At 59.6% G+C, this 22270-nt stretch carries 19 protein-coding genes and 4 pseudogenes; 9 read left to right on the top strand and 14 right to left on the bottom strand.

What is annotated here, in order from left to right; translation table 11 throughout:
- The first annotated feature begins 80 nt into the window (after positions 1–80).
- The 8 genes and pseudogenes from bioB to X756_RS01000000166155 all read left to right on the top strand — a co-directional run bounded on the left by bioB (position 81) and on the right by X756_RS01000000166155 (position 7579).
- The gene (bioB, locus tag X756_RS138435; protein ID WP_031239560.1) at positions 81–1094 is read left to right on the top strand and encodes a biotin synthase BioB; all 1014 of its coding nucleotides are present in this window, start codon (positions 81–83) and stop codon (positions 1092–1094) included.
- Positions 1091–2242: an 8-amino-7-oxononanoate synthase gene (locus X756_RS138430; RefSeq protein ID WP_023673639.1), complete on the top strand. Its 1152-nt coding sequence runs from the start codon at positions 1091–1093 to the stop codon at positions 2240–2242. The genes bioB and X756_RS138430 overlap by 4 nt, the downstream gene beginning before the upstream one ends.
- A complete protein-coding gene (gene bioD, locus X756_RS138425) occupies positions 2239–2874 on the top strand; it encodes a dethiobiotin synthase (protein ID WP_023673640.1) in 636 nt (211 codons plus the stop codon). The genes X756_RS138430 and bioD overlap by 4 nt, the downstream gene beginning before the upstream one ends.
- Complete coding sequence (locus tag X756_RS138420) at positions 2874–4139, top strand: adenosylmethionine--8-amino-7-oxononanoate transaminase (protein ID WP_023673641.1); 1266 nt, start codon at positions 2874–2876, stop codon at positions 4137–4139. The genes bioD and X756_RS138420 overlap by 1 nt, the downstream gene beginning before the upstream one ends.
- Positions 4136–5119: a beta-ketoacyl-ACP synthase III gene (locus X756_RS138415; RefSeq protein ID WP_023673642.1), complete on the top strand. Its 984-nt coding sequence runs from the start codon at positions 4136–4138 to the stop codon at positions 5117–5119. Before X756_RS138420 ends, X756_RS138415 begins: the two co-directional genes overlap by 4 nt.
- Before the next feature lie 432 nt (positions 5120–5551).
- A pseudogene (locus X756_RS138410) lies at positions 5552–5728 on the top strand (co-chaperone GroES); the annotation flags it as partial.
- Positions 5729–5738: 10 nt separating this feature from the next.
- A complete protein-coding gene (locus X756_RS138405; protein WP_023671517.1) occupies positions 5739–5999 on the top strand; it encodes a co-chaperone GroES in 261 nt (86 codons plus the stop codon).
- Positions 6000–6062: 63 nt separating this feature from the next.
- A pseudogene (locus tag X756_RS01000000166155) lies at positions 6063–7579 on the top strand (chaperonin GroEL).
- Positions 7580–8423: 844 nt separating this feature from the next.
- On the opposite strand, the pseudogene X756_RS1000000168235 reads toward X756_RS01000000166155, so the two are convergent.
- The 14 genes and pseudogenes from X756_RS1000000168235 to X756_RS138350 all read right to left on the bottom strand — a co-directional run.
- Positions 8424–8582 (bottom strand): annotated as a pseudogene (locus X756_RS1000000168235) (ATP-binding protein); the annotation flags it as partial.
- Between the two features lie 172 nt (positions 8583–8754).
- Positions 8755–9312, bottom strand: a complete 558-nt coding sequence (locus tag X756_RS02180) for a DDE-type integrase/transposase/recombinase (RefSeq protein ID WP_023673697.1) — start codon at positions 9310–9312, stop codon at positions 8755–8757.
- 285 nt (positions 9313–9597) lie between these two features.
- A complete protein-coding gene (locus X756_RS138395; protein ID WP_023679590.1) occupies positions 9598–10284 on the bottom strand; it encodes a response regulator transcription factor in 687 nt (228 codons plus the stop codon).
- 718 nt (positions 10285–11002) lie between these two features.
- Positions 11003–12043 (bottom strand): P-type DNA transfer ATPase VirB11, encoded by a 1041-nt coding sequence (gene virB11 / locus X756_RS138390; protein ID WP_023673699.1) that lies wholly within the window; start codon positions 12041–12043, stop codon positions 11003–11005.
- A complete protein-coding gene (gene virB10, locus X756_RS0135680; protein WP_023707034.1) occupies positions 12027–13166 on the bottom strand; it encodes a type IV secretion system protein VirB10 in 1140 nt (379 codons plus the stop codon). Before virB10 ends, virB11 begins: the two co-directional genes overlap by 17 nt.
- A complete protein-coding gene (locus X756_RS138385) occupies positions 13159–14043 on the bottom strand; it encodes a TrbG/VirB9 family P-type conjugative transfer protein (RefSeq protein WP_023690639.1) in 885 nt (294 codons plus the stop codon). Before X756_RS138385 ends, virB10 begins: the two co-directional genes overlap by 8 nt.
- Entirely contained in the window at positions 14040–14753 is a 714-nt protein-coding gene (locus tag X756_RS138380) for a type IV secretion system protein VirB8 (protein WP_023707035.1), read from the bottom strand. Before X756_RS138380 ends, X756_RS138385 begins: the two co-directional genes overlap by 4 nt.
- A complete protein-coding gene (locus X756_RS1000000168240) occupies positions 14750–14908 on the bottom strand; it encodes a type IV secretion system lipoprotein VirB7 (protein ID WP_081726271.1) in 159 nt (52 codons plus the stop codon). Before X756_RS1000000168240 ends, X756_RS138380 begins: the two co-directional genes overlap by 4 nt.
- Positions 14909–14935: 27 nt before the next feature.
- Positions 14936–15823: a type IV secretion system protein gene (locus tag X756_RS138375; RefSeq protein WP_023673703.1), complete on the bottom strand. Its 888-nt coding sequence runs from the start codon at positions 15821–15823 to the stop codon at positions 14936–14938.
- Between the two features lie 58 nt (positions 15824–15881).
- Complete coding sequence (locus X756_RS138370; RefSeq protein ID WP_023673704.1) at positions 15882–16565, bottom strand: type VI secretion protein; 684 nt, start codon at positions 16563–16565, stop codon at positions 15882–15884.
- Between the two features lie 13 nt (positions 16566–16578).
- Positions 16579–18948 carry a VirB4 family type IV secretion/conjugal transfer ATPase gene (locus X756_RS138365; protein ID WP_023731606.1) on the bottom strand — a complete coding sequence of 790 codons (2370 nt, stop codon included), beginning with the start codon at positions 18946–18948 and terminating at the stop codon, positions 16579–16581.
- Positions 18948–19274 carry a type IV secretion system protein VirB3 gene (locus X756_RS138360; protein WP_023673706.1) on the bottom strand — a complete coding sequence of 109 codons (327 nt, stop codon included), beginning with the start codon at positions 19272–19274 and terminating at the stop codon, positions 18948–18950. Before X756_RS138360 ends, X756_RS138365 begins: the two co-directional genes overlap by 1 nt.
- Positions 19274–19579, bottom strand: coding sequence for a pilin major subunit VirB2 (gene virB2, locus X756_RS138355; RefSeq protein WP_023673707.1), 306 nt, complete (start codon positions 19577–19579; stop codon positions 19274–19276). Before virB2 ends, X756_RS138360 begins: the two co-directional genes overlap by 1 nt.
- Positions 19580–19653: 74 nt before the next feature.
- Positions 19654–20439 carry a type IV secretion system lytic transglycosylase VirB1 gene (locus tag X756_RS138350; protein ID WP_023673708.1) on the bottom strand — a complete coding sequence of 262 codons (786 nt, stop codon included), beginning with the start codon at positions 20437–20439 and terminating at the stop codon, positions 19654–19656.
- Between the two features lie 1291 nt (positions 20440–21730).
- Here X756_RS138350 and X756_RS01000000166160 point away from each other — a divergent pair.
- A pseudogene (locus X756_RS01000000166160) lies at positions 21731–22226 on the top strand (winged helix-turn-helix domain-containing protein).
- Positions 22227–22270: the final 44 nt, after the last annotated feature.

Below are 22270 nucleotides of genomic sequence, written 5' to 3' on the forward strand. Positions count from 1 at the left end.
CGAACAGGATTGGGTCAACTGTCCTTTCCGATCATCATAGTCAGATAGCAAAGACCCGCAAGACAGACCGGAGGAACAGCATGGAGATGCAAACGGCAAGTTCAACGCAGACACCGCCACAGGCCAAATCTCTTGACCCCCCTGACCCTGGAGCGTGGACCTTGGAGAAGGCTCAGGCACTTTACCATGCCCCCTTCAACAATCTCCTCTTCCTGGCGCAAACGGTGCACCGCCAGAATTTCGATCCAAACAAGGTCCAGCTCAGCCGGCTGCTCAGCATCAAGACCGGAGGATGCCCGGAGGATTGTGGCTATTGCAGCCAGTCGGGGCGTCACGAAACCGGGTTGGAGGCGTCCAAGCTGATGGATGTCAGGCGCGTCATCGCCGAAGCGACCAAGGCGCGTGATGCCGGCGCCACCCGTTATTGCATGGGCGCGGCCTGGCGAAACCCCAAGGCGCGCGACATGGATGCGGTGGTGGCGATGGTCGAAGGCGTCAAGGCGCTGGGCCTGGAGACCTGCATGACACTCGGCATGCTCGATCTTGAGCAAGCCGCTCGACTGAAGCAGGCGGGCCTCGACTACTACAACCACAACATCGATACGTCAGAACGCTACTATAGCGAGATCATCGGTACGCGGAGCTTTGCCGAGCGGCTCGAGACGCTTGACCACGTTCGCAAATCCGGCATCAAGGTCTGCTGTGGAGGCATTGTCGGCATGGGCGAGGAGCCGGTGGACCGGATCGACATGCTGGTGACGCTGGCCAATCTGCCGGAACATCCGCAAAGCGTTCCGATCAACATGCTGATCCCGATCGCCGGTACGCCGCTTGCAGACGCCAAGCCCATTGAGCCGATCGAATTCGTGCGCGTGATCGCGCTGGCGCGCATCATGATGCCGAAATCGCATGTCCGTCTGTCCGCCGGCCGCACCGCGATGACTGACGAGATGCAGGCGCTGTGCTTTTTTGCCGGCGCCAACTCGATCTTCTTCGGCGACACGCTGCTGACGGCGGACAATCCCGGTGAGGACAAGGATACCCTGCTGTTCCGGCGCCTTGGCATCGATCCGATGGAACTCGAGGCGCAATGAACGGGGCGCCGCTTGCCCGTTATGATGCGACCTTGCAGGGGCTAGCGCGCAAGGACCGGCTGCGGACGCTTTCGCCCCGCGCCGGGCTGGACTTCTCGTCGAACGACTATCTCGGGCTGGCCGCGTCCAGAAGACTTGGCGATGCGGTTGTGGCGGCGATTGCGCGGGGCACGCCGGTTGGCGCCACCGGGTCGCGGCTGTTGCGCGGCAATGCACCGGAACACGAGCAGCTCGAGGCAGACGCGGCGGCATTCTTTGGAGCCGACCGCGCGCTGTTCTTCGGCAGCGGCTACATCGCCAACTTCGCTCTGCTGAGCGCCCTGCCGCAGAAGGGCGATCTTTTGGTTGTCGATGAGCTCGCCCATGCCAGCATGCATGAGGGTGCGCAGGCCGGGCGCGCACAGTTCGTGCTGGCCGCGCACAACGACGCCACCGCTGTCGAGGATGCGATTACACGTTGGCGCGTCGCAGGCGGCATGGGATGCGTCTGGATCGCGGTGGAAAGCCTTTACAGCATGGATGGCGACTGCGCGCCTTTGGAGAGCCTGGTCGCACTTGCCGATCGGCACGGCGCATTCATCGTCATTGATGAGGCGCATGCCACCGGCGTCTGGGGACCGGATGGCCGGGGGCTTGCCGCCGCTTTCGAGGGCCGCGACAACATCATAGCGCTCCACACCTGCGGCAAGGCGCTCGGCGCATCTGGTGGGCTCGTCACCGGGCCGAGGGCACTGTGCGAATATCTGATCAACCGTTGCCGGCCATTCATCTACGCAACCGCGCCATCGCCACTGATGGCGGTCGTGGCGCGCGAGGCACTCGCAATGCTCGCCGACGAGCCTATGCGGCGTGTTCAGCTGCATGAACGCGTCGCCAGCGCCGGCCGGTTGGTCAATCGCTGGGGTGTGACACCAAGTGGCTCTCAGATCCAGCCCTTAGTAATCGGCGATGTCAGGCGCACCATGGCAGTGGCGGCGCGCCTGCAGGCCCGCGGCTTCGACATACGCGGCGTTCGTCCTCCGACCGTGCCCGAGGGCACGTCGCGGCTGCGCATCTCACTGACGCTCAATATTGGCGAAGCCGACATTTCCGCCATGGTCGAGGCGCTGGTCGAGGTGTTGGCCGAAACATCACCGGAGGCGATATGACCCAACGCATCGTCATCACCGGAACGGATACCGGAGTTGGCAAGACCGTGTTTGCGGCTGGGCTCGCCGGTTTGCTGGACGGCTTTTACTGGAAACCGGTGCAATCGGGCCTCGACGGCGAGACCGACAGCGAGGTTGTCGCGCGGCTTGCCGGCTTGCCCTCAGAGCGCGTGCTGCCGGAAGCCTACCGCTTGCGGAGCCCGCTGTCGCCGCATCGTTCGGCCGAGATCGACGGCGTGGCGATCAAGGCTGCCGATCTTGCTTTTCCCGTCCTACCGACGCCGCTCGTCATCGAAGGCTCCGGCGGCCTAATGGTGCCGCTCAACCGGCGCACAAGGTTAATCGACATCTTCGCTGAATGGCGGCTGCCCGTTATTCTGTGCGCCCGCACCACACTCGGCACCATCAACCACACCTTGCTATCGGTCGAGGCGCTCCGCGCCCGCTCCATCCCGTTGGCGGGCATCGCTTTCATCGGCGATGAGATGGCCGATACGCAACGGACCATCGTGGAATTCAGCGGTGCCCCGCAGCTCGGCAGGCTGCCGCACCTCGATGTGCTGACGGGGAAAACACTGAGGGACGCAATGGTTGCCGGCTTCGCCTTCGCCTCGATTACTGGAGGTGACTGATGTCGCAGTCTCATGTGTGGCATCCCTTCACCCAGCACGCACTCGAGCCTGCGATCCCAGAAATCGTCCTGACTGAGGGCGCCTATCTCCACAGGGCCGACGGCGCCCGCATCCTGGACGCCATCTCCTCCTGGTGGGTCGTCACACATGGCCACCGCCATCCCCGCATCATGAAGGCAATCGAGACAACCGCGTCGAGCCTCGACCAGATTATCTTTGCGGGCTTCACGCACGAGCCGGCAGAGCGCTTGGCCAAGGCGCTTGTCGGCCTCGCTCCCGCTGGACTCGACTGGGTGTTCTATTCCGACAGTGGCTCGACCTCAGTCGAAGTCGCGCTGAAGATGGCGCTCGGTTATTTCCGCAACATCGGCGCGCCGCGCTCGCGCATCGTCGTCATGGAGCACAGCTATCATGGTGACACGATTGGAACGATGAGCGTCGGTGCGCGTGGCGTGTTCAACGCCGCCTATGAACCCTTGCTGTTCGAGGTCGACATCATCCCCTTTCCGGCCGCGGGGCACGAGCAGGAGACGCTGGATCGTTTCGAGGCTGTGACCCGCGATCGACGAGCCGCAGCCTTGATCGTCGAGCCGCTGGTGCTGGGCGCCGGCGGCATGCTGATGTATCCAGCATCGGTTCTGGCCGAATTGAAGAAGATCACTGAGGCCTCCGGCTCGCTGCTGATCGCCGACGAGGTGATGACCGGCTGGGGACGCACCGGAACCATGTTCGCCTGCGAGCAGGCATCGATTTCTCCAGATATCCTGTGCACCTCCAAAGGCTTGACCGGCGGCACCATCCCGCTGGCCGTAACGCTTGTCACCGATGCCATCTTCCGGGCGCACTATTCCGAGGACCGGAAGAAGACGTTTTTCCATTCGAGCTCCTACACCGCCAATCCGATTGCCTGTGCGGCAGCACTCGCCAATGTCGAGATCTGGCGCGACGAGCCAGTGGCCGGGCGGATCACGGCCTTGAGCGTGATGCAGGCCGTCGGGCTGCAACGCTTTCGGGACAATCCATATTTTGCCGACTGTCGAGCCACGGGAACGATCGCGGCGCTCGACCTGCGAACCGGTTCAGCAGGTTATCTCGCCGAGATTGGTCCGAAGCTGCGCGCTTTCTTCCTCGAGCGCGGCCTACTTGTGCGCCCGCTCGGCAATGTCCTCTACCTTCTGCCACCCTATTGCATCGCAGGCGACGAGCTCGAACGACTATATGACGCCATCGAGGAGGCCGGGGAACGCTTCGGGTCAAGGCCATGAGCAAGTCGTCGCGCATTCTCGGACTTGGCCATCGCGTGCCTGGGCGCAAGGTGGCTAATGGCGAGATCGAGAGCAATCTCGGCCTCGAGCCGGGCTGGATCGAAAGGCGTACCGGAATCCGTTCGCGCTTCTGGGCAACGGACGAAGACACGCTGTCGGGTCTTGCCACCCGGGCTGGCGACATGGCGCTGGTGAACGCCGGTATTGCGCGCCACGACATCGGTCTGCTGTTGCTTGCCACCTCGACGCCCGACCATCTTCTGCCGCCAAGCGCGCCGCTGGTCGCACACAAGCTTGGCCTTGGCCGCGCAGGCGCGGTCGATCTGACCGGCGCCTGCGCCGGCTTCATCTATGCGCTCATGTTTGCGGACGGGTTCACCCGCCTGCATGGCAAACCAGCGCTGGTCATCGCCGCCAACATCCTCAGCCGCCGCATCAATCCAGCCGAGCGCGCGAGCTCAGTCTTGTTCGCCGATGCCGCCGGCGCCCTGGTGATCGGTCAGTGCGATGATGCTGATCGGGGCATTCTCGGTGCCTCGGTGGCTTCGGACGGCTCGCGCTACGGGCTGATCCAGATTCCCGCAGGAGGAAGCAACACGCCGTTCCATGGCGACCTCGACCTCGGGCAGACCCGGATGACGATGACCGACGGGCCCGAAGTGTTCGCAAAGGCCGTCGAGATGATGACCGATTGCTCGACAGCCGCGCTAGCCACTGCGGGAGTGCGGCCACACAATGTCGGCCGGTTTGTGCCGCATCAGGCCAATACTCGGATTTTCGGCGCGGTCGGAAGAAACCTCGGCATTGCGGACCAAGCAATTGTCAAGACGATTGCCGAATACGGCAACTCTTCGGCCGCGACGGTCCCGCTGTCGCTCTCGCTCGCCAACCAGATGAAGCCATTCCAGCCAGGAGAGAAAATCCTTCTGGCGGCGGCGGGTGCGGGTCTCAGCGGCGGCGCTCTCGTGGTTGGAATCTAGCCGGCCGGCTCACGCGCGCAGGATTGGTCATGAATGGCAATAGGAGCAACAGAACCAATGCCAAAAAATGGCCTTCTGAAGCTCGACATGACCAAGCTGACGCAGCACGACCCGTGCGAGCCTCTGGATGAGTTCAAATGCAACACCCGTTGCACCAATCGTACCATCTGAATAAAGCTCAATTACAAAGGGTGAGCCGCCCCATATATGTCGGATACCCGACATTGTTCACATAAAAGGCTCGATGCTTACACGCTCTTTGCTGGCTGCTCTTTGCTGTCTTCTCTTTTCTCTTTGCTCTTTGCTCTTCGGTCTTGACTAGCAGGAGCCTGCGGCTTATCTCATTGCCGCGTTAGCACTCGCTTCGGCTGAGTGCTAGGCATGCTCCGGCAACGGAGCACCGTTCAACATCCGCACCAAGGAAATCCAAAAATGGCAAAGTCGAATTTCCGGCCGCTGCATGACCGCGTGGTCGTACGCCGGGTCGAATCCGAATCCAAGACCGCCGGCGGGATCATCATCCCGGATACGGCGAAGGAAAAGCCGCAGGAAGGCGAGATCATCGCCGTCGGCTCCGGCGCTCGCGACGAAGCCGGCAAGCTGGTCCCGNCATGACCGCGTGGTCGTACGCCGGGTCGAATCCGAATCCAAGACCGCCGGCGGGATCATCATCCCGGATACGGCAAAGGAAAAGCCGCAGGAAGGCGAGATCATCGCCGTCGGCTCCGGCGCTCGCGACGAAGCCGGCAAGCTGGTCCCGCTGGACGTCAAGGCCGGCGACCGCATCCTGTTCGGCAAGTGGTCGGGCACCGAAGTCAAGCTCAATGGCGAAGACCTTCTGATCATGAAGGAATCCGACATTATGGGCATCATCGGCTGATCATCGGCCTCACCGTCAACTGAATTTCGGGCTTGATCGCAAGCCCCTGCCAGGAGCTAAAAAATGGCTGCCAAAGACGTAAAATTCTCCCGCGACGCCCGCGAGCGCATGCTTCACGGCATCAACATCCTCGCCGACGCGGTGAAGGTGACCCTCGGTCCCAAGGGCCGCAATGTCGTCATCGACAAGTCGTTCGGCGCACCGCGCATCACCAAGGACGGCGTCACCGTCGCCAAGGAAATCGAACTTTCCGACAAGTTCGAAAACATGGGCGCGCAGATGATCCGCGAAGTTGCTTCGAAGACCAACGACATCGCCGGTGATGGCACCACGACCGCGACCGTCCTGGCGCAGTCGATCGTCCAGGAAGGTAACAAGGCCGTTGCCGCCGGCATGAACCCGATGGACCTGAAGCGCGGCATCGACCTGGCCGTGACCGAAGTGGTCGCGGCTCTCGGCAACGCTGCCAAGAAGATCAAGACCTCCGAGGAAGTTGCCCAGGTCGGCACGATCGCCGGCAATGGCGACGAGTCGGTCGGCAAGATGATCGCCGAAGCGATGCAGAAGGTCGGCAATGAAGGCGTCATCACGGTTGAAGAAGCCAAGACCGCCGAGANGGCCTGAAGATCGCCGCCGTCAAGGCGCCGGGCTTCGGTGATCGCCGCAAGGCCATGCTGGAAGACATCGCCATCCTCACCGGTGGCCAGGTCATTTCGGAAGACCTCGGCATCAAGCTCGAGAATGTCGGCCTCAACATGCTCGGCCGCGCCAAGAAGGTGTCGATCTCCAAGGAGAACACCACCATTGTCGACGGCGCCGGCAAGAAGGACGAGATCCAGGGCCGCGTTGCCCAGATCAAGCAGCAGATCGAAGAGACCACGTCGGACTACGACAAGGAGAAGCTGCAGGAACGTCTGGCGAAGCTCGCGGGCGGCGTCGCGGTGATCCGTGTCGGCGGCGCGACGGAAGTCGAAGTCAAGGAAAAGAAGGACCGCGTCGACGACGCCCTCAACGCGACCCGCGCGGCCGTGGAAGAAGGCATCGTTGCAGGCGGCGGCGTCGCTCTCCTGCGCGCTTCGGCCAACATCAAGGTCACCGGCGTCAATGCCGACCAGGCTGCCGGCNGCGCGGCCGTGGAAGAAGGCATCGTTGCAGGCGGCGGCGTCGCTCTCCTGCGCGCTTCGGCCAACATCAAGGTCACCGGCGTCAATGCCGACCAGGCTGCCGGAATCAACATCGTTCGCCGTGCACTGCAGGCTCCGGCCCGTCAGATCGCTTCGAACGCAGGTGCTGAAGCTTCGATCGTTGCCGGCAAGATCCTCGACAACAAGGGCGCGACCTACGGCTACAACGCCCAGACCGGCGAGTATGGCGACATGATCGCCATGGGCATCGTCGACCCGGTCAAGGTCGTTCGCACCGCTCTCCAGGACGCGGCCTCGGTCGCCGGCCTGCTCGTCACCACCGAAGCCATGATCGCGGAGGCTCCCAAGAAGGAGTCGGCCGGCGGCGGCATGCCTGGCGGCATGGGCGGCGGCGGCATGGGCGGCATGGGCGGCATGGGCGGTATGGATTTTTAATCCAGCCCCTATCAACTTACAGCGGACAGGGCGGCAGCAATGCCGCCCTTTCCTTGTGTGCCGAACATGATCGAAACCTTGGAGTGCGTCCCGAGGATCTCGTTCGAGCCTCACCGCATGGTCGAGAATTAGGATCTTGTCTGATCGAGCAATTCGCGGGCTCAACCTGGTCAAACCGGCGCCCCCTACGAACTGCCCGATCCTTGAGGATTCCGCTGCGCGACAATCACGATGATTCATTCAGTTGGTAGCTATAGGCGGTGAATCATGAGGGGCATTGAGGAGCGTGGCAAGGCGCCCATCTCGGCATTTAACTCCATCGAGCGTGATATCAGGGACAATTCTCTCATCGGAACCGGCGGCTGGCGTTGAAGGACCCGGTGAATCATCCTGATCTATACTGGAGCAGACGCGCTCTGAGCCTCAAGAGCGTTTCCTCCTCTGAGTATCCTTGATCTGCCGCTGGACATTCTCGTTGATATTGCTGAGCGGCTCAGCCCGATGGATCTGCTGAGGATTTCGCACACAAATCAAGAGCTGCGGTGTCGCCGCGATGATAGTCGCAACGCCTCAAGAAAGGCGGATTCAGGTTCAGGCCATCTGTGGCAGCCCTTGCACCGGGCTCCAGCAACGTCTCGTCGTCGTGGCCGAGGGGCCTCGTGACCCCGACGACTGCGCTTCGGCCTTGTGGGGCCTCGGAGCGGGCGTGGCAGCGCTTGCACCCGAGCTCCAGCGGCGTCTCATCCTCCTCGCCGAAGACCATTGCCCTGGAGGGCCTCGGAGCAGGCGTGGGTGGCGGACATAGCAGCCTGTCCCATACCTATGAATACGTTTGGCTGAAGCAGACCGATGGCTGCGCGTCGAAGCCGAAGCCGTCGAGTTCGCGGACAAACGGGAACTGCGCGATCTTGCTCGACATGAGCGTGTCGAGCTGGTCGCGGATCGCCGTCAACTTCAGCCGATCCAGGATTGCGATCAGCAGGTCATGATCTAGGGTCGTCATCACCAGCTCCCTCCGGCCACCGCTCCGTACTCGGCGAGTGGCCGCAGCAAGGTGGCCGGGGGTGATCTTGATCCGCTCGGCGCGCACCGGCCCTTCGAAGCCGGCAACGCCGACAAAAGGCTCTGTCGCAAACCTGGAAATGGGGTTGTGAACGGCCATTTCGGCCTGTCCGTCAGGCAGCGAGGAGATCGAAACAGCGATCGACAGACTTGTAGGCATACCTCGCCTGTCGCTTGCCCATCATGTGGATCATCTCGATGCCGGAGAGGATAACCACGTCGTTCGCATGCGACTTGAAGCCGAGCATGGATCGAATGCGGCTTGATACGCCGGTGATCCTGTTCGATCCGATTGTTGAGATGCCGGCTATTGCGGAGCGGATCGGCTTCAGCGGTCGCCGCGATCGCTGCCGCAGCCGGCTTTCAGCGTCGCAGGAAAGGATTGCTTCGTAATTGGTCTGGCTGCCGTCGATGACGATGCGCTCCGGCCGGCCATGGCGCGTCAGCGCCTTGCGGAGGAAGCGTTGGGCCGCCACCTGGTTACGGTTTTCGCTAAAGAAGAACTCGACCGTATCGCGGAGGATGTCGATAGCGCGGTAGAGATACCGCCGCGGACCTTGATGTACGTCACGTTTGCTGCCGACCACACGCTTGCGCCGGTTGAAGCGCTCCAGCAGCTGCGGCGAGAAGTGGGCGACCCAGCGATGCACAGTGGAGTGGTCGACCTCCAACGCGTTCGGCCATCATCTCTTCCAGATCGCGCAGGCTCAGAGTGTAGGCCAGGTACCAGCGCACGCACAGCAGGATCACCGACTGGTCGAAATGGCGGCCCTTGAACATCACGTGCTCCTCCACAGCTGAGGCGTTTTTCTTGCCATGCTCGCTTACAAAAAGGTTTGCGACAGAGCCGTTCGAACCGCATGCCGACACCATCGTCAAGGGCGGCCGCGGTGTCCATTATGGCCACAAGCTCAACCTGACGACGGCAGGCAGTCTGTTCTTTCAATTTAGACCAACTATGCGGATGCCGCCTCAGTCAATTCAAGAATGTAACCAATGCCGCGCATGGTCGTGATACGTGGCGTTGCACCTGACCTACTCAGGTGTCCACGTAAGCGATAGATTCCGACTTCAAGCGCGTTGGCAGATACCTCGTCGTTGAACGAATAGAGGTGATCTTCCAACTGCGCACGAGGCACGATGCGGCCTGCACGGATAAGCAGATGCTCTAAAATACATAGTTCGCGGCGTGCGATCTTCAGAGGATGACCCGAGACGGAAACCTGTCGGCCGATCGGATCGAAATTGAGATTGCCAAATACAACGATGGGGTCGGTCACCTGTGTCGACCGGCGCAGAATGGCTCTCATTCTGGCGATGAGCTCATCGAAAGAGACGGGCTTGAGCAGAAAGTCGTCCGCGCCACCGTTGAAAATTGCAATCCGCTTCTCGAGATCGTTGATGCTACTCATAATGAGGGTTGGAACTGAATGCCCGTTGCTCCTTAGCTGTCTCAGCCAGCCCAAGCCATCGCCATCTGGCAGAGCCAACTCCAGCAGGAGAATTTCATAGGTTGCGCAACAAAATGCCCTCGACGCCTGTTCCAGGTTGCCAACTACATCAACGGCAAAACCGCTATCCCCGAGCGCAACTCGCACAGCGCGCGTAAGATCCACATGATGATCAATGAGCAGCGTTCGCATTTCACGCCCTATCAAGGTCGGACAGGTCACCGTCCGCTGTAAGACCGGGGCGACAGCGGAAGTCGCGCAACTCTTCGTAGTGTTCGTAACGCTCTTTCCGATGGGTGATCGCGGGAGCATGCAAGCCGCACGCCTGCAATAGTCGGGGATGGAACACGTGAAGACCTGTTGACGGGCTGAAACCGTCGGTCGGCCAGCCCACAATGCCACCGACTCTGCCTGCGATTTCTCTGCGCATCGATCCTCCTATGGGTTGCGTCGCAAACTCCAGCTGAGGTCGCAAGGGCAGGTTGCGGCTTTGTTCATTGAGAGGACCCCCTGGAGGCAATACCAGGAGGATTCCCTATATGGCACTTCCCGATTTACCACCGGTCATTCCGAACCACGTTCGGCGGCTTTGAAGACATTCATTGAGCGCGGCTAGGTAAATCAAGGGTACGACCTGCCGGGTGTCGGTGCCGCTTTTGAAGCAGGCATCGGCACCAGCTCGGTGAGCGTCGCCCGCGCAATTCAGCGGACGCGCTCGATACACCCAGTCGAATCGTGCCGCGACTTGCCGCGCCGACAGGGCGCCCGAAGACTTCAGACTTGTGACCGAAGGTCTACGCCCAGTCCTCCTCCCATTATCCACCTCCCTCAAATCAAAGTGGACGTTCAATCTGAACAAATTACGCCATCGTATCACAAACGACTTACCGTTCCCCGACGTGCTCTAGCCTTAGTGCTTGTTAAGAAGGTCGGCTACTGTCTCTCCGCGTCGCCGGGCATCGGCGGCGAGCCACACCTCCCCCACCTCATACACGTCGCCGTGGGTACTGAACGGCACAATGACGTCAATGGCAGCCGACAGCAGGTCAAGAAGCGTGTGGTCTTCCACAGCAGCTCCTTGCGGGCTGCTCTTGACGAGTGAAAAGAGCTTTTTAAAGCCTTGGACCGGATCCGCCCCATGAATCGTTGATATTGATCCCGCATGGCCGGAGACGACTTCGCTAAGGTAGGCCCAAGCAGCATCATCGCGCATCTCGCCAAGCAATATTCGATCAGGGCGCATGCGCAAGCTGGCTTGCAACAGTTGCTCGGCTGTCACCGCACCTACGCTTGCTCGGTCCTTCGGATAGAGTAATCGGACATGGTTCTCGTGCGGGATTGCAAGTTCGAGCGTGTCCTCGATACTTATCAGCCTCTCTTGCGGGGGTATAGCGTTGATCAAAGTCTTGCTCATTGTCGTTTTGCCGCTTCCAGTAGGTCCGCAAAGCAGCATCGTGAGCCGCCCGCAAACGCATGCTCGCAAAAATTGCTCCAAGTCACCATGGTCGTAGTGCTGAAGAATCGTTTCGTCCTGCCGCTCTTGGCGCTCCTTTCGTGACCGCCATTGATTCCAACGCGAGTATTCGTAGCGAGAAGAAACTTCCTTGAGTTCGGTCACACGACTTGAGGGACGCCGTATCGTCAGGCTTATTGTTCCTGAGGGAACAGCGGGCGGCAAACAGATCTGCAGCCGCTCTCCGTTCGGCAGCTCAGTCGCACAGAGGGGGCTTTGCGGTCCGACATCTTGCTTGCGCAGCGCTCCAGCGAGGATCGCGATGTCCTCCAGATCGTCATAAGATAGCGGTAGCGGATGTTTCGTGAAAACGCCGGCCTGTCGGACAAAGGCTTCCCCAGGCCGGTTGATAGCGACCTCTTCGGTCCTTGGCTCCTCAAGCCATTTCAAGACAGGGTTGAGAAGCAAACGCAATTGAGGGTCAGCCTCCGGTCGCATTGTTGTCTCTCCGGCGTTGGCGATGTTGGGGGGCTGGCGCCACGGCGATCGGTCTAAGATCGTATACATCTGAGAAATCGAGGTCCCGAGCCACAAAGATCGATACAGCATCTCCCTGGTTTTTCTTCAGAGTTGGCGGAACGTTGATCGTTGCTCTAAGGGTCGTGTCAACGGCTTGTCCGGCGTTGCTCTGGAAGCTGTTGATGCCGCTTCCTCCACCTGAGCTGCCAGCGTATTGACCGGCGGCCTGAAACGCGCCTTGAATGACGCTCATGAGCATTGCTCCACCAAAGCGCTGCCAGAAGTGATTATCCACCGTGCCAGGCATTCCGGAGCGGCCGAGCTCGTCAGCGCCCGGCGACGCTAGCGAAACGAGGGCATGGTCAGGCGTTTCGATGCGCGTCCACAGCACGAAGACACGCGCATCCCCCTGTTGGAGACCACGCTGGATCTCGCCAATCACGGTCGTCCCGCGATCCAAAAGCACCACGTTGTTGGTGGCGCCGCGGACGTCTTTAGGTAAGACGCACTTCACATAACCCGGTAAATTTGTGTCGACTGCCGTTTGCAAAATGCAGGGTATTATCGTTCCTTGGGTAATCACGAGATCAGGGTGCGGCAAAAGTGTGGCCCGGCTTGGCTCCTGCATATCTGGCTTCAATCGCCTCGTCAGATCGCCAGCCTCTGAAATCTCATGCGAGGTCGCGGGAGCATCCCTATGGTTGTCTTCGCTCCGCTGACCGTCGTTGGGCATTTGACCGCTGCCACTGTAGGCGAAAATTGGTGTTTCCTCCGGCGGTGGATCAGCTGGCGCCGGAGGCGGCATGGATGGCGCAGGATCTCCTGCCTGCGCCGCCTGTACGGGTGCTGGAGCTTCGGGAGCAATCTCAATCGGCACGGGGCGGAATGGCTCGGCGTCGGCGACAATTGCAGGTTTTGGCTGAGTTGGCTCGTCTTGTGTGCTGGGACGACCGCCGAGCCAGATGAGCGATAGAGATGAGATGAGAACAAGTGCAGCGATGGCCAACTTCTGCAATCCCGAAACATGCCGGCGGGCCGGCTCCGAGACCATCGATCCTGAGGCATGGACATCATGTCCCGACTGTGGGCCGGTTTCATTCATCGGCCGGGCCTTTCAAAACGCGCCACACGTCGGGTGTCACTGTACCGGTCCCTGGCGCTCGTCCCACAGGGTCATAAGCCCTGTTGAAAATGGACAAGACCGTATTGCCATCTCTCAGACGCCATTCCCGGGCGACTGCGGATACTTCAACATAGTCTCCTTTGACCGTGTAATTGGCAGCGGCTTCCTTGCCGTCGGGATTGATAATGTAGAGGGAGGGTATGCGGGAATTGCTTGCGAAGCCAAATACGGTGGTAAAGCCATTATCGAAAACTTCCAGCGGCGCCAGCGATCGATCGCCCTTTGCGACGTAGTGAAAATTGCTTTCGTCCGGACTGGTAGTTGCGGCGGGCCGATTCAACAAATCCTGAACTCTCTCGTCGCGCAGCACTTTCGCCCGGGCCTGACCAAGAATCGAGCGCCTTTCTGCGTCCTTTCTCTGAGCAGCAGCGTCATCAGCAGGATAGGTGAACTGCACACTGTAGTATAGGTCAGGTTGCTTCTCATCGAGTTTTGGCATCGCTCTCGTTGAAATACTGAAGACGTATCTCCGTGTACCGGACTCACTCTCGGCCAGCACAATGACGGGCTGCGGCGGGAGCATCCGGCTAGCCTTAAAAAAGAGATAGTTGGCGCGCGGGAGCGCAGCCAGGTCTTTGCTATTGGAAACGGCCACGGCTGCGACTGTCTCGTTGGCCGCGAATGTGACAACCAGCGTTGCCCCCACTGCGGTAGACAGGCGCACCACTTCGTCAGGACGGTAAGCCAGGTAGCGCATGCGCGCATCATGCTTGCCGGCAAGTGGTGTGTCTTCCGCGGACGCTTCCATCGTTAAGAAGAGTGAACAGACCAGCGCGAGAAACGCTCTTTTTGTCATGGCTGCACATAGCCCAGGTTCGATACGCTATCTTCCGAGCTTTGATAGGAAGCGACGAGTAGACCTCCCGGATTGGTGAGCCTCGATTGCCCAGGCAGACCCGTCAAGCGCTCGTAGCGGATGGTAGCTGTCCAGGTGGTCACTATCGGCATCTGCCCATCGACAACAAGCGTACGTTTGTAACGGATCTGTTGAACGTCCGGACTGATGTCGTTTGAAGAAATATGCCCGACCTCGAGCTTGCCGCGTTTGCCGACCGTGACTTGCGGCGAGGTGGGATTCGGATAGTTGAAGAAATCTTGATATTGCTGTCGCACAGCCGGCGCGCTGAAACTGGATACGAGGTCATAGGCGTATTGGGCTGTATCTGCTGTGTACCCCTCGCGCAGGCGAACATATTCCCACAGCGAAGCATTTATGACGGCTCGGTCTTGGGTTGCCGGCAGTCGAGAGACTGACACTTCGCTGTCGACGGTCCCATCCGGCCGGACCCAGAGGAACACAGGTACGAGCTTGGCCAACGGGACCATGGCAGCAATGGTAAATGCCTGTGCAACATTTCCTAGGACCGCCGCTGCGGCAAAGGCTATCAGGGCCTTTGACAGGCGCCGCGCAGACTTCGCTCGTGAAGTTTGAAACGCTTCCACCTTCTTATAGTGGGCGGCTAGCGTTTCTCTCTCCACCAGAAGGGCATGTTCAGGAACTTTCACTTTGGCTCTTCCGCGCATTCGACCCGAAGATCCTCAGGGGTGGTTTCCCATTGTCCCACGTTCAGTTGGAATGGGGCACCCGCGCATGTCGCAAGCCCATGGCTCGTCTTGCAGGCGGCCAAAGCGAGGATTGACAGAAGTAGGCAATATTTCATGTTTTTGGCACCGAGCTTGTCGATTGATTAAGCACCCGCCGTTTTGGCAAAGTGGCGATTGAGGCTGTTAAGAGGTCGGTTCGCACCTCCCCAAGAGCCGCCGGCGATGCTGCTGGCGATCGTCGGAAGCGCGACGATCAGAGCGTCACCAGCTAGGAAAAGCATGTCGAGCTCGTAAAGCCCGATGATCTTGGCTGCTGTCGTGCCCGAGAATTTGATCATCAAAAGCATGGCTGCCAGCGAGACTGCTTCGGCAGCGATTACTATCGTTGCAACGATGTTGAGGAGGAGAAGCAGCAGCCCGTACGAGAGCAGTTGGCCGATCCATCTGGTGGCTATGTCTCGAGTGTGATCAAAAAGGTAGCCTACAAGGACCAGGGGGCCGATCGTCAAGAGCACCTTCGTCAGAATTCCAACGGCATCGTAGATCTCGAACGCTGTCCACAGCGCGCCGTAGAAAATCCATTGCGCTCCCTCGAAAGCAAGTATGTCCTGGCCGTTCATAGGCCCAATTTCGGAAGCAATCAGCTGAAAGACATACTGGCTTGAAGCAAACATGAGATCGAGCTTCTGGGGGATTCCGATGAAGGGCAAGTCGCTGCCACTGATGTCGTGAGCCAACCTCGGAATCGTGTCGTCGAAGAGCGCTTCAATGTACTGCTGATAGTTGGCCTGCCCTAAGATAAGGGCGACGACAATCGACACCATGATTACGCGCGAGATACCCCCGCGCGCATCGACTTGACCACGCATGACCAGACAGCCTTGGATTATTATCCAGAGCGTGACACACGCAACCAGAGGCGCACTGACCGCCGCTTGGACGTTTTCAAGCACTTTGTGCAGCCCGGACGTGAAGGCCCCATGAAAGATCGTGTGTATAGTCGTGAATGGCGCGGGAATTTTGAAATTCATGGCGTGAGCCTGATGTGTCCCTGATCAGCGCAGCTGAGCCTGATGAACTCTGTGTGGTTTACGGGAGGATGCTAAACATATTAGCGGTGTCCTGATGTTCGCGACGCTGCGTGGCGGCCTCCTCCACGGCGTGAAGGCTCCCTTGTGCAGTGGCCATTGTCAGCAGACTCGTGGCCTGGACATTTTGGATCATCGCATCGTGAATCTGCTTGAGGACCAGACCGTTGGTCACGGTGGCCTGCATAATATTTCCCGAGCGGGAAAGCTGACCAAGCGTGCCGGCGTTATCCTTAAGGCGCTTGTCCATCATGCCCAAAGTGTCGGCTGCAATAGCTGCGGCATTGGCGGCCCCGGCGATTTGTCCCTGTAACAGTTTCGCTTCTGAATCGGTGCCGTTGACTATCCGATTTGGGTCCTTCGCAATGTTACGGGCCATAATCGAAGCTGGCGCCCGAGCATCAAACATCTGCTCCTCCAGCTTATTGCTCGACGGGTAATGATTTCCTTGGTTAAGTGAGCTTAGCAGTCCCGTGACAGCGAATGACGACGTTAGAATTGTCACCATTTCAATCGTGGTAGCGAGCGTCTCGATTGACCTCTCAAGGATCGCCGCATTGGAAAGCGCTGTTAAGGTCGCTTGTGTTTCTGTTACAGGGTCGCTGACGATAAATTGCGAACGGGCCTGTCCGTGAAGCAGAAGGGAAGCAGCAAGGGTCGTTACTGCAAGTTTGGCAAATTTCATGAATATTCCTCCGTCAGTCTTGAACTTCGTGGTACCGGGCCATGAACTTGTCGAGCCACCCACTTGGGGCGTCTCCGTGCTGGTTACGAAGCTGGTCGGCAAAGCGCACTGTGTTGGCCCGCCCCGAGAGTACGGCTACGTACTCGCGCATCTGCCCAAGATCGAATTCGCAAACAATACTCCCGCTATCGCGCTTGAGCAAAAACTTGCGGCTGCCGATTGCCATTCCCTGGCGGATTGCCTCGAACTCCTGCGCAGTGCACTTCAAGCCATCGACATACGCAGAGCGGTCCGCCGTCGGTGATGGGTAGAAAATTTTCGTCATACATTGCGCAACGAGACTAGCTCCGAGAGGCGATTCCAGAACGTGTTCAGGCTGCTGCGTTGCGAGTATCAACATGCCGTTGTTTTTGCGGACCGTGAGCAAGAACTTGTCGATAACGGCCGAGAATTGGGGGTTGAGTAGATAGAATCGAAATTCGTCGCAGCTCATGACGAACCGACGACCATCGACGATAGCGCCCACTCGATGCAGAAGGTATGCGGCGGCCGGTGCACAGACCTCCTCATATTCCAGGAGCTGCGTCATGTCGAAGCCCGTAATGGAGGCATCCAGCCTTACTTCGTCCACGTCGCCGTCAAAGGCCCATCCAAGCGCCCCCCCTCTACACCACCGCTGCAGCCGTGCTCCTGCGCCCTCGGAGGGGCTGTGCAATAGGAACTCGCGCAGGCCCGCAAGTGAGCGCATAGGGGGTTCGAACGAAAGCTGACGAACAATGCCGCGTTCCAGCCGACGGCTTTCCTCCGGCGAGATCGGACCACGGCCGTCACTCTCGATCAGGGCCATCAACCACTCGCGCAGAAAGTCCCGGGAGGCGGAGGTGTTGTCCAGTCCACGCAGAGGGGCCAAGCCGCTCGGAGCGCCTCTGCGCAACGCAAGATATGTCCCTCCCGTGGCTCGCACCAGCAGTTCACCACCCCGATCCTTGTCGAAGAAGACGATCGCACCATTGCGATCGACCAAGCTTTGCTCAAGCATCGCGAGGACAAAGGTCATCAGCGTCGTCTTGCCTTTGCCAACGGGCCCGAATATTGCCGTCATGCCGACGTCATTCTCATGGGGGATGTAGTCGAAAGAAGTTCCACCGTTTGTGCGAAAGCGCGCAACAGCATTGCCCCAGTGGCCGGAATTGGAACCGCTTGGGAAGTTCTCAAATGAGACGAGCCCGGCAAAATTGTGTGAGGTGATCGCCCCCGGGCGCGTGCGCCACCTGTTGTTCCCCGGAAGTTGGGACCAATATGCGGCCTCCATGCCGATGCCCTCTTGGACGATAACGGCGCCCGCGTCGGCCAGCCGTGCGCGGGCACTTGCTGCGCGATCTGCAAGGCTATTGAGGCTGTCGGCATAGACGCACAGGCTCAGATGATGCGAACCCATCACGAATTCGTTGCTTGCCAGTGCGTCCTCTGCCTCGGCAAGTTCATTGATCTGGGTGAGAGCCTTGTCGCCGGCACTCGTCATCTGGCTGGACTTAAGGCTTAGTTTGGCATGAGCTTGTGGGCGAGTGAGGAAGGAAAAGCTCTGGCTCAGGACAAGCGGGAAGTTGGCGGACAGCAAGGAATTTAGCATGCCCGGCCGCGTCGTCGCCGGATATTCACGGAACGAAAACAATGATCCGACGGAGCTATCCCCGGGCCTTCGAATCTCAAGCGCCCGCTTCCCGCAGATGACCTGGTCAGTGTAGATCGAGGCGCCAAGTGAGCCGGTAACCATCGGAACCGGAAGAAACCGGCAAGTCATCATGAGCCGAAGCGCCTCGCCGATTTCCGTGAAGAGCACGTTGCCTTTCTCACGAATGCCCAACCGGCGCAGACCGTAACCGCCGAGTGCGCCAGCAGTGATGTGCCAGAGGTCTTCCAGGCTCCGCATTTGGGTGGCTAGATCGTGCTCATTCCGTCTGCGGGACTTGGCAATCCGCAAGCCGATCTTGCCGATTGCGGTGCGGGGGGACACGATCAAAGTGAGGAAGTGATCGTTGCGAAAGAGCTTTCCCGACAGCACACGACGCTCGTAGGCCTCGCTCAGACTGCCAGCGAATGCACTTTGAAACTGGCGCGGCGCCGGCGCCGGCACATCGTTGTGTCTCACAAGATGAGCGTATATCGAGACATTGTCATCGGCGATGTTGCGCAAGAGAGTGTTGAACGCGCGGCAGCGCGAGTTGCGCATCTCAGCGTCTTCCAAATCAAAGGGCACACCGTTCACATGTGCCATGGCCATGATCGATCCGTCTTCCAGAAGGACAACCTGATCGCTTACGTGACCAACATACGGAAGGTAGATCTCGCCAGACCTCTCGGTCCGGCCGCTGGCGCCGAACATTACACCATTCCTCTTCCGCGTTTCGGCACTCTGATCGGATTGGCGCTGACGCTTGCGCCTCCCCAGACCGGCCCGTCCACGCTTCTGCCGGCCGTCTGCAAATAGAGCAGCACGACGCTTGCCGCGTTATAGTCACGCTCAACAACCAGCCGTGCTCCGAACCAGAGTGGCACGAGAACGATTTCGTAGAGCGGGTTCTGAAGGATAATGATAACAAGCCCAGCCAACATCATGAGCAATCCGGCCAGCGTCAGCGGCACCCCCAGAAACAGTGCGGGGCGCGTCGCCGCCACATAGAGGGTGCTCACTTCCAACCGGTCGCTCATCAGCCGCCGCCTATGAGCGCCTTGCCCAGGAAGCTGGCCCCGAACATGATGACGATCCCTCCAACGACACCCGCAACCAGGCCAAGTGAAGCACGACCGAACATCCAAGAGATACCGATGGCTACGAGCCCGAGCACGGCCAGTGATTGTCCAAAGGGGCCAAGTATGAACGTGCAGATATTCTGGACCATCTTGGCAGGATCCGTCCCTCCGGTCACCTGAGCCGCGGCTGGCCCGCTGTAGAAGACCGTCCACGCCGCGCCTGCAGCAGCGGCCGGTACATATTCAGCCGCCATGCGCAGCATGGAAAAAGGCGAAGGAACACGCGTTTTAAGCGCACGAAGTATCTTGAGTGGCGTCATCATTGCATCTCCATGTTTCAATCGAATACGAGTTTGTTCGGGTTCGAGGGTTCCCGTGCTTTCGCAGCCTGGCTGCCTGTCGGATCGGAGGGATCGGCCCCGGAGCGGTCTGGCTGATACGAGCCCCAGATGTCCCAAGAATCTTGGTTGGGCTGCTTCTTTCTATTGGCCTGTTGGCTCTGCTGGAGCAGAGGCGGCACGGCTTTCCGACCGGGTGCCTCAAGGTGCGGCACATCTCGAGCAGTCGGCTCCAGCGTTCTCTCAAGGAGACTTGAGATGTCCTTTGCGGCCGACTCGACCTTGCGTACATAACCGTTGGCGAAGCCATGCGTGACGTCGCCCGTGTTATAGGCCGAGATGGCACGGCGAAGCGCCAGTTGCTGTGCCACAGCAGTGGTGCCGCCGGCATACCGGCTTTCAAGCAGGTGGGCGGCAGCCGAAAGCGAGGCGCAGGGCTCGAAAGCCCTTTCCGGCGTGAGATTGAGCATGGCAAAGTTCTTGCTGTTTATCTGCATCAATCCAACATCGACAGAATGTTGTGCTTCGAGGCGTTCCTTGATGCCCCGCGTGGCTTCCAGGTGGTCTATCCAGCGAAGCTGCTCACCTGTGGTGTTGTCATGAGCCACCAGCGTTTCAAAGCCACTTTCAATCTTGGCAATCGCGGCCAGGGTGGACGGCGCAACCCAGGGGGCGCATTTGCGCGACAGGCTGCGGAACTCACGCGGAGAAAGTGGCGCGGGCTCGGCTGGGAGTGACATGGATGTCATCAGGACGATGGCCAGCGGCCAAGCTGCAATAAACATTCCCTATCACCTACCTTTCCAAGCCGCCGGACGGGTTCTGGCCCTGTCCGGCACGCGCTTATCGGGGAGGTTTGTTACTGTGTGATGTTCAAGTTCAGCTTTTCGGTTTCAATTGAAGCAAAGACCGTGTTCGTATCAGCGTGGGTGAGCATCTTGCGCATGCGTGGGTGGCGCGGGCCCGATCAGCCAGCGACATCCGGAGCATCTTGGTACAATGACTCCTTTACAGGATTGCTCGTCCCGGCCGTCCGTTGCTCCTGGAGTGTGGGCCGCGACTTTGGCGTCATGGACGGTACTTCTGTCAGCGCCAAGCCAAGGACAAAATGGGGAGCTTGGCGGGCTTGTTCAGGCTCGGGATCACCGTGGGGAATCGACTAAGGCGATAAAGCGGCCCAACTTTGCCGGTATGCTGCCGGTCCTTAAAGAGCAGCCATGCGCGGCCCTGCATACTCAGATCATTGCTTGAGACGCGAGCTCGTCCGCGAAGCTGGCTCGAAGGCGCAAATCCGCGGCGGCGAGGGTCAACTGGGAAGACGTGGCGGCGCAGCCCATCCTGGTGCGAGCCTCGTTCAGCTGTTCGGCCGCCGCCGCCAAAGGGTGGATCATGCACAGTCCCATCGGCAGATAACCGCACGTCATTGACGCAGTCCGACGGCGCAATGGACAAGCATAGTGACACGCTCAAGATGGAGGAGTTGCAGTAACTGAGAAATGTTAGCCCGGACGTTCACCGCAACCGGCGACCTGCCGGTCGCCGAACAGCATTTGAGGCCGCCGGCCACCTTGGACGAAGCCGGCTTGGCAGGAGACACACTATTTTGCACAAGGCCGCTGCAGCGAATCACGGTCTTCTTCCGCCGACCGCCTCTCCGATCAAGCCAAACGCCGCGCTGCTCAACCATGTCCGAGCTGGATCCACGAGCCGGATGATATCGAGATGATCCAGGTCCGCAAACTCCAGGATGACCAGGATGCAAGGGCATAGCAGGAAACTTGGCATCCATGAGGTCGAACTTGAGTGATATTGGCAGGCCTGCACCAACGGGGGAGCTCGAAGCGAAAAAGCGAAGGACCACACGGCAGGGTCATGTCGGCGCTGGGACCTGTCTGGTGGCCACGGGCTGCCTTGGTGCGGTCAATTCGCTGGGGATGAAAAGAACAGGACGAGCACGGCCTCACATTGGCCGCACGCAACGGCGAGTGGTATCAAGGAGCAGCTGTTCTGGGTCGGTGCCCCAGGGTTGCTCGGCAACAGGTTTAGACAAGGGGATTCAAGATTGAAGGTGTGCCGTTGAAACATGTTCTTGTCATTGACGATGATGCCGCAATGCGGCGCCTCATCGCCGAGTATCTCACGATGCATGCCCTGAAGGTAACCGCAGTCCACGNTGGCCCGCATTCGAGTAGCGCTACGCCAGCGCATTTCTAGTCCGCGAACCAGAGAGCAGCGCTCATTTCGCTTTGGGGCCTGGAAGCTCAGCGTGAAGCAGCGGCGACTGATCTGTGCGGAGCGTGGCGAGGTAAAGCTTACCGCATGTGAGTTCAATCTCTTGATCGCATTTCTGGAGAACCCCCGCAACGTGCTATCCAGAGAACGGCTTTTGCTCGCGAGCCGTGTGCGTGGAGAAGAGGTGTACGATCGAAGTATCGATGTCCTAATCATGCGCTTGCGCCGAAAGCTGGAGGCTGATGCGGCCAACCCTCGCCTGGTCAAAACATCCCGTGGCGCAGGGTACTTCTTCAACGCTGACGTAGATGTTAGCTACGGAGGCACGTTGGCCGCGTGACAGTGAGCTATGCTGGAGATTGGGGTGACGAGGCTGATCAAGCC

Source organism: Mesorhizobium sp. LNJC405B00 (assembly GCF_000502615.1).
Lineage (GTDB): Bacteria > Pseudomonadota > Alphaproteobacteria > Rhizobiales > Rhizobiaceae > Mesorhizobium.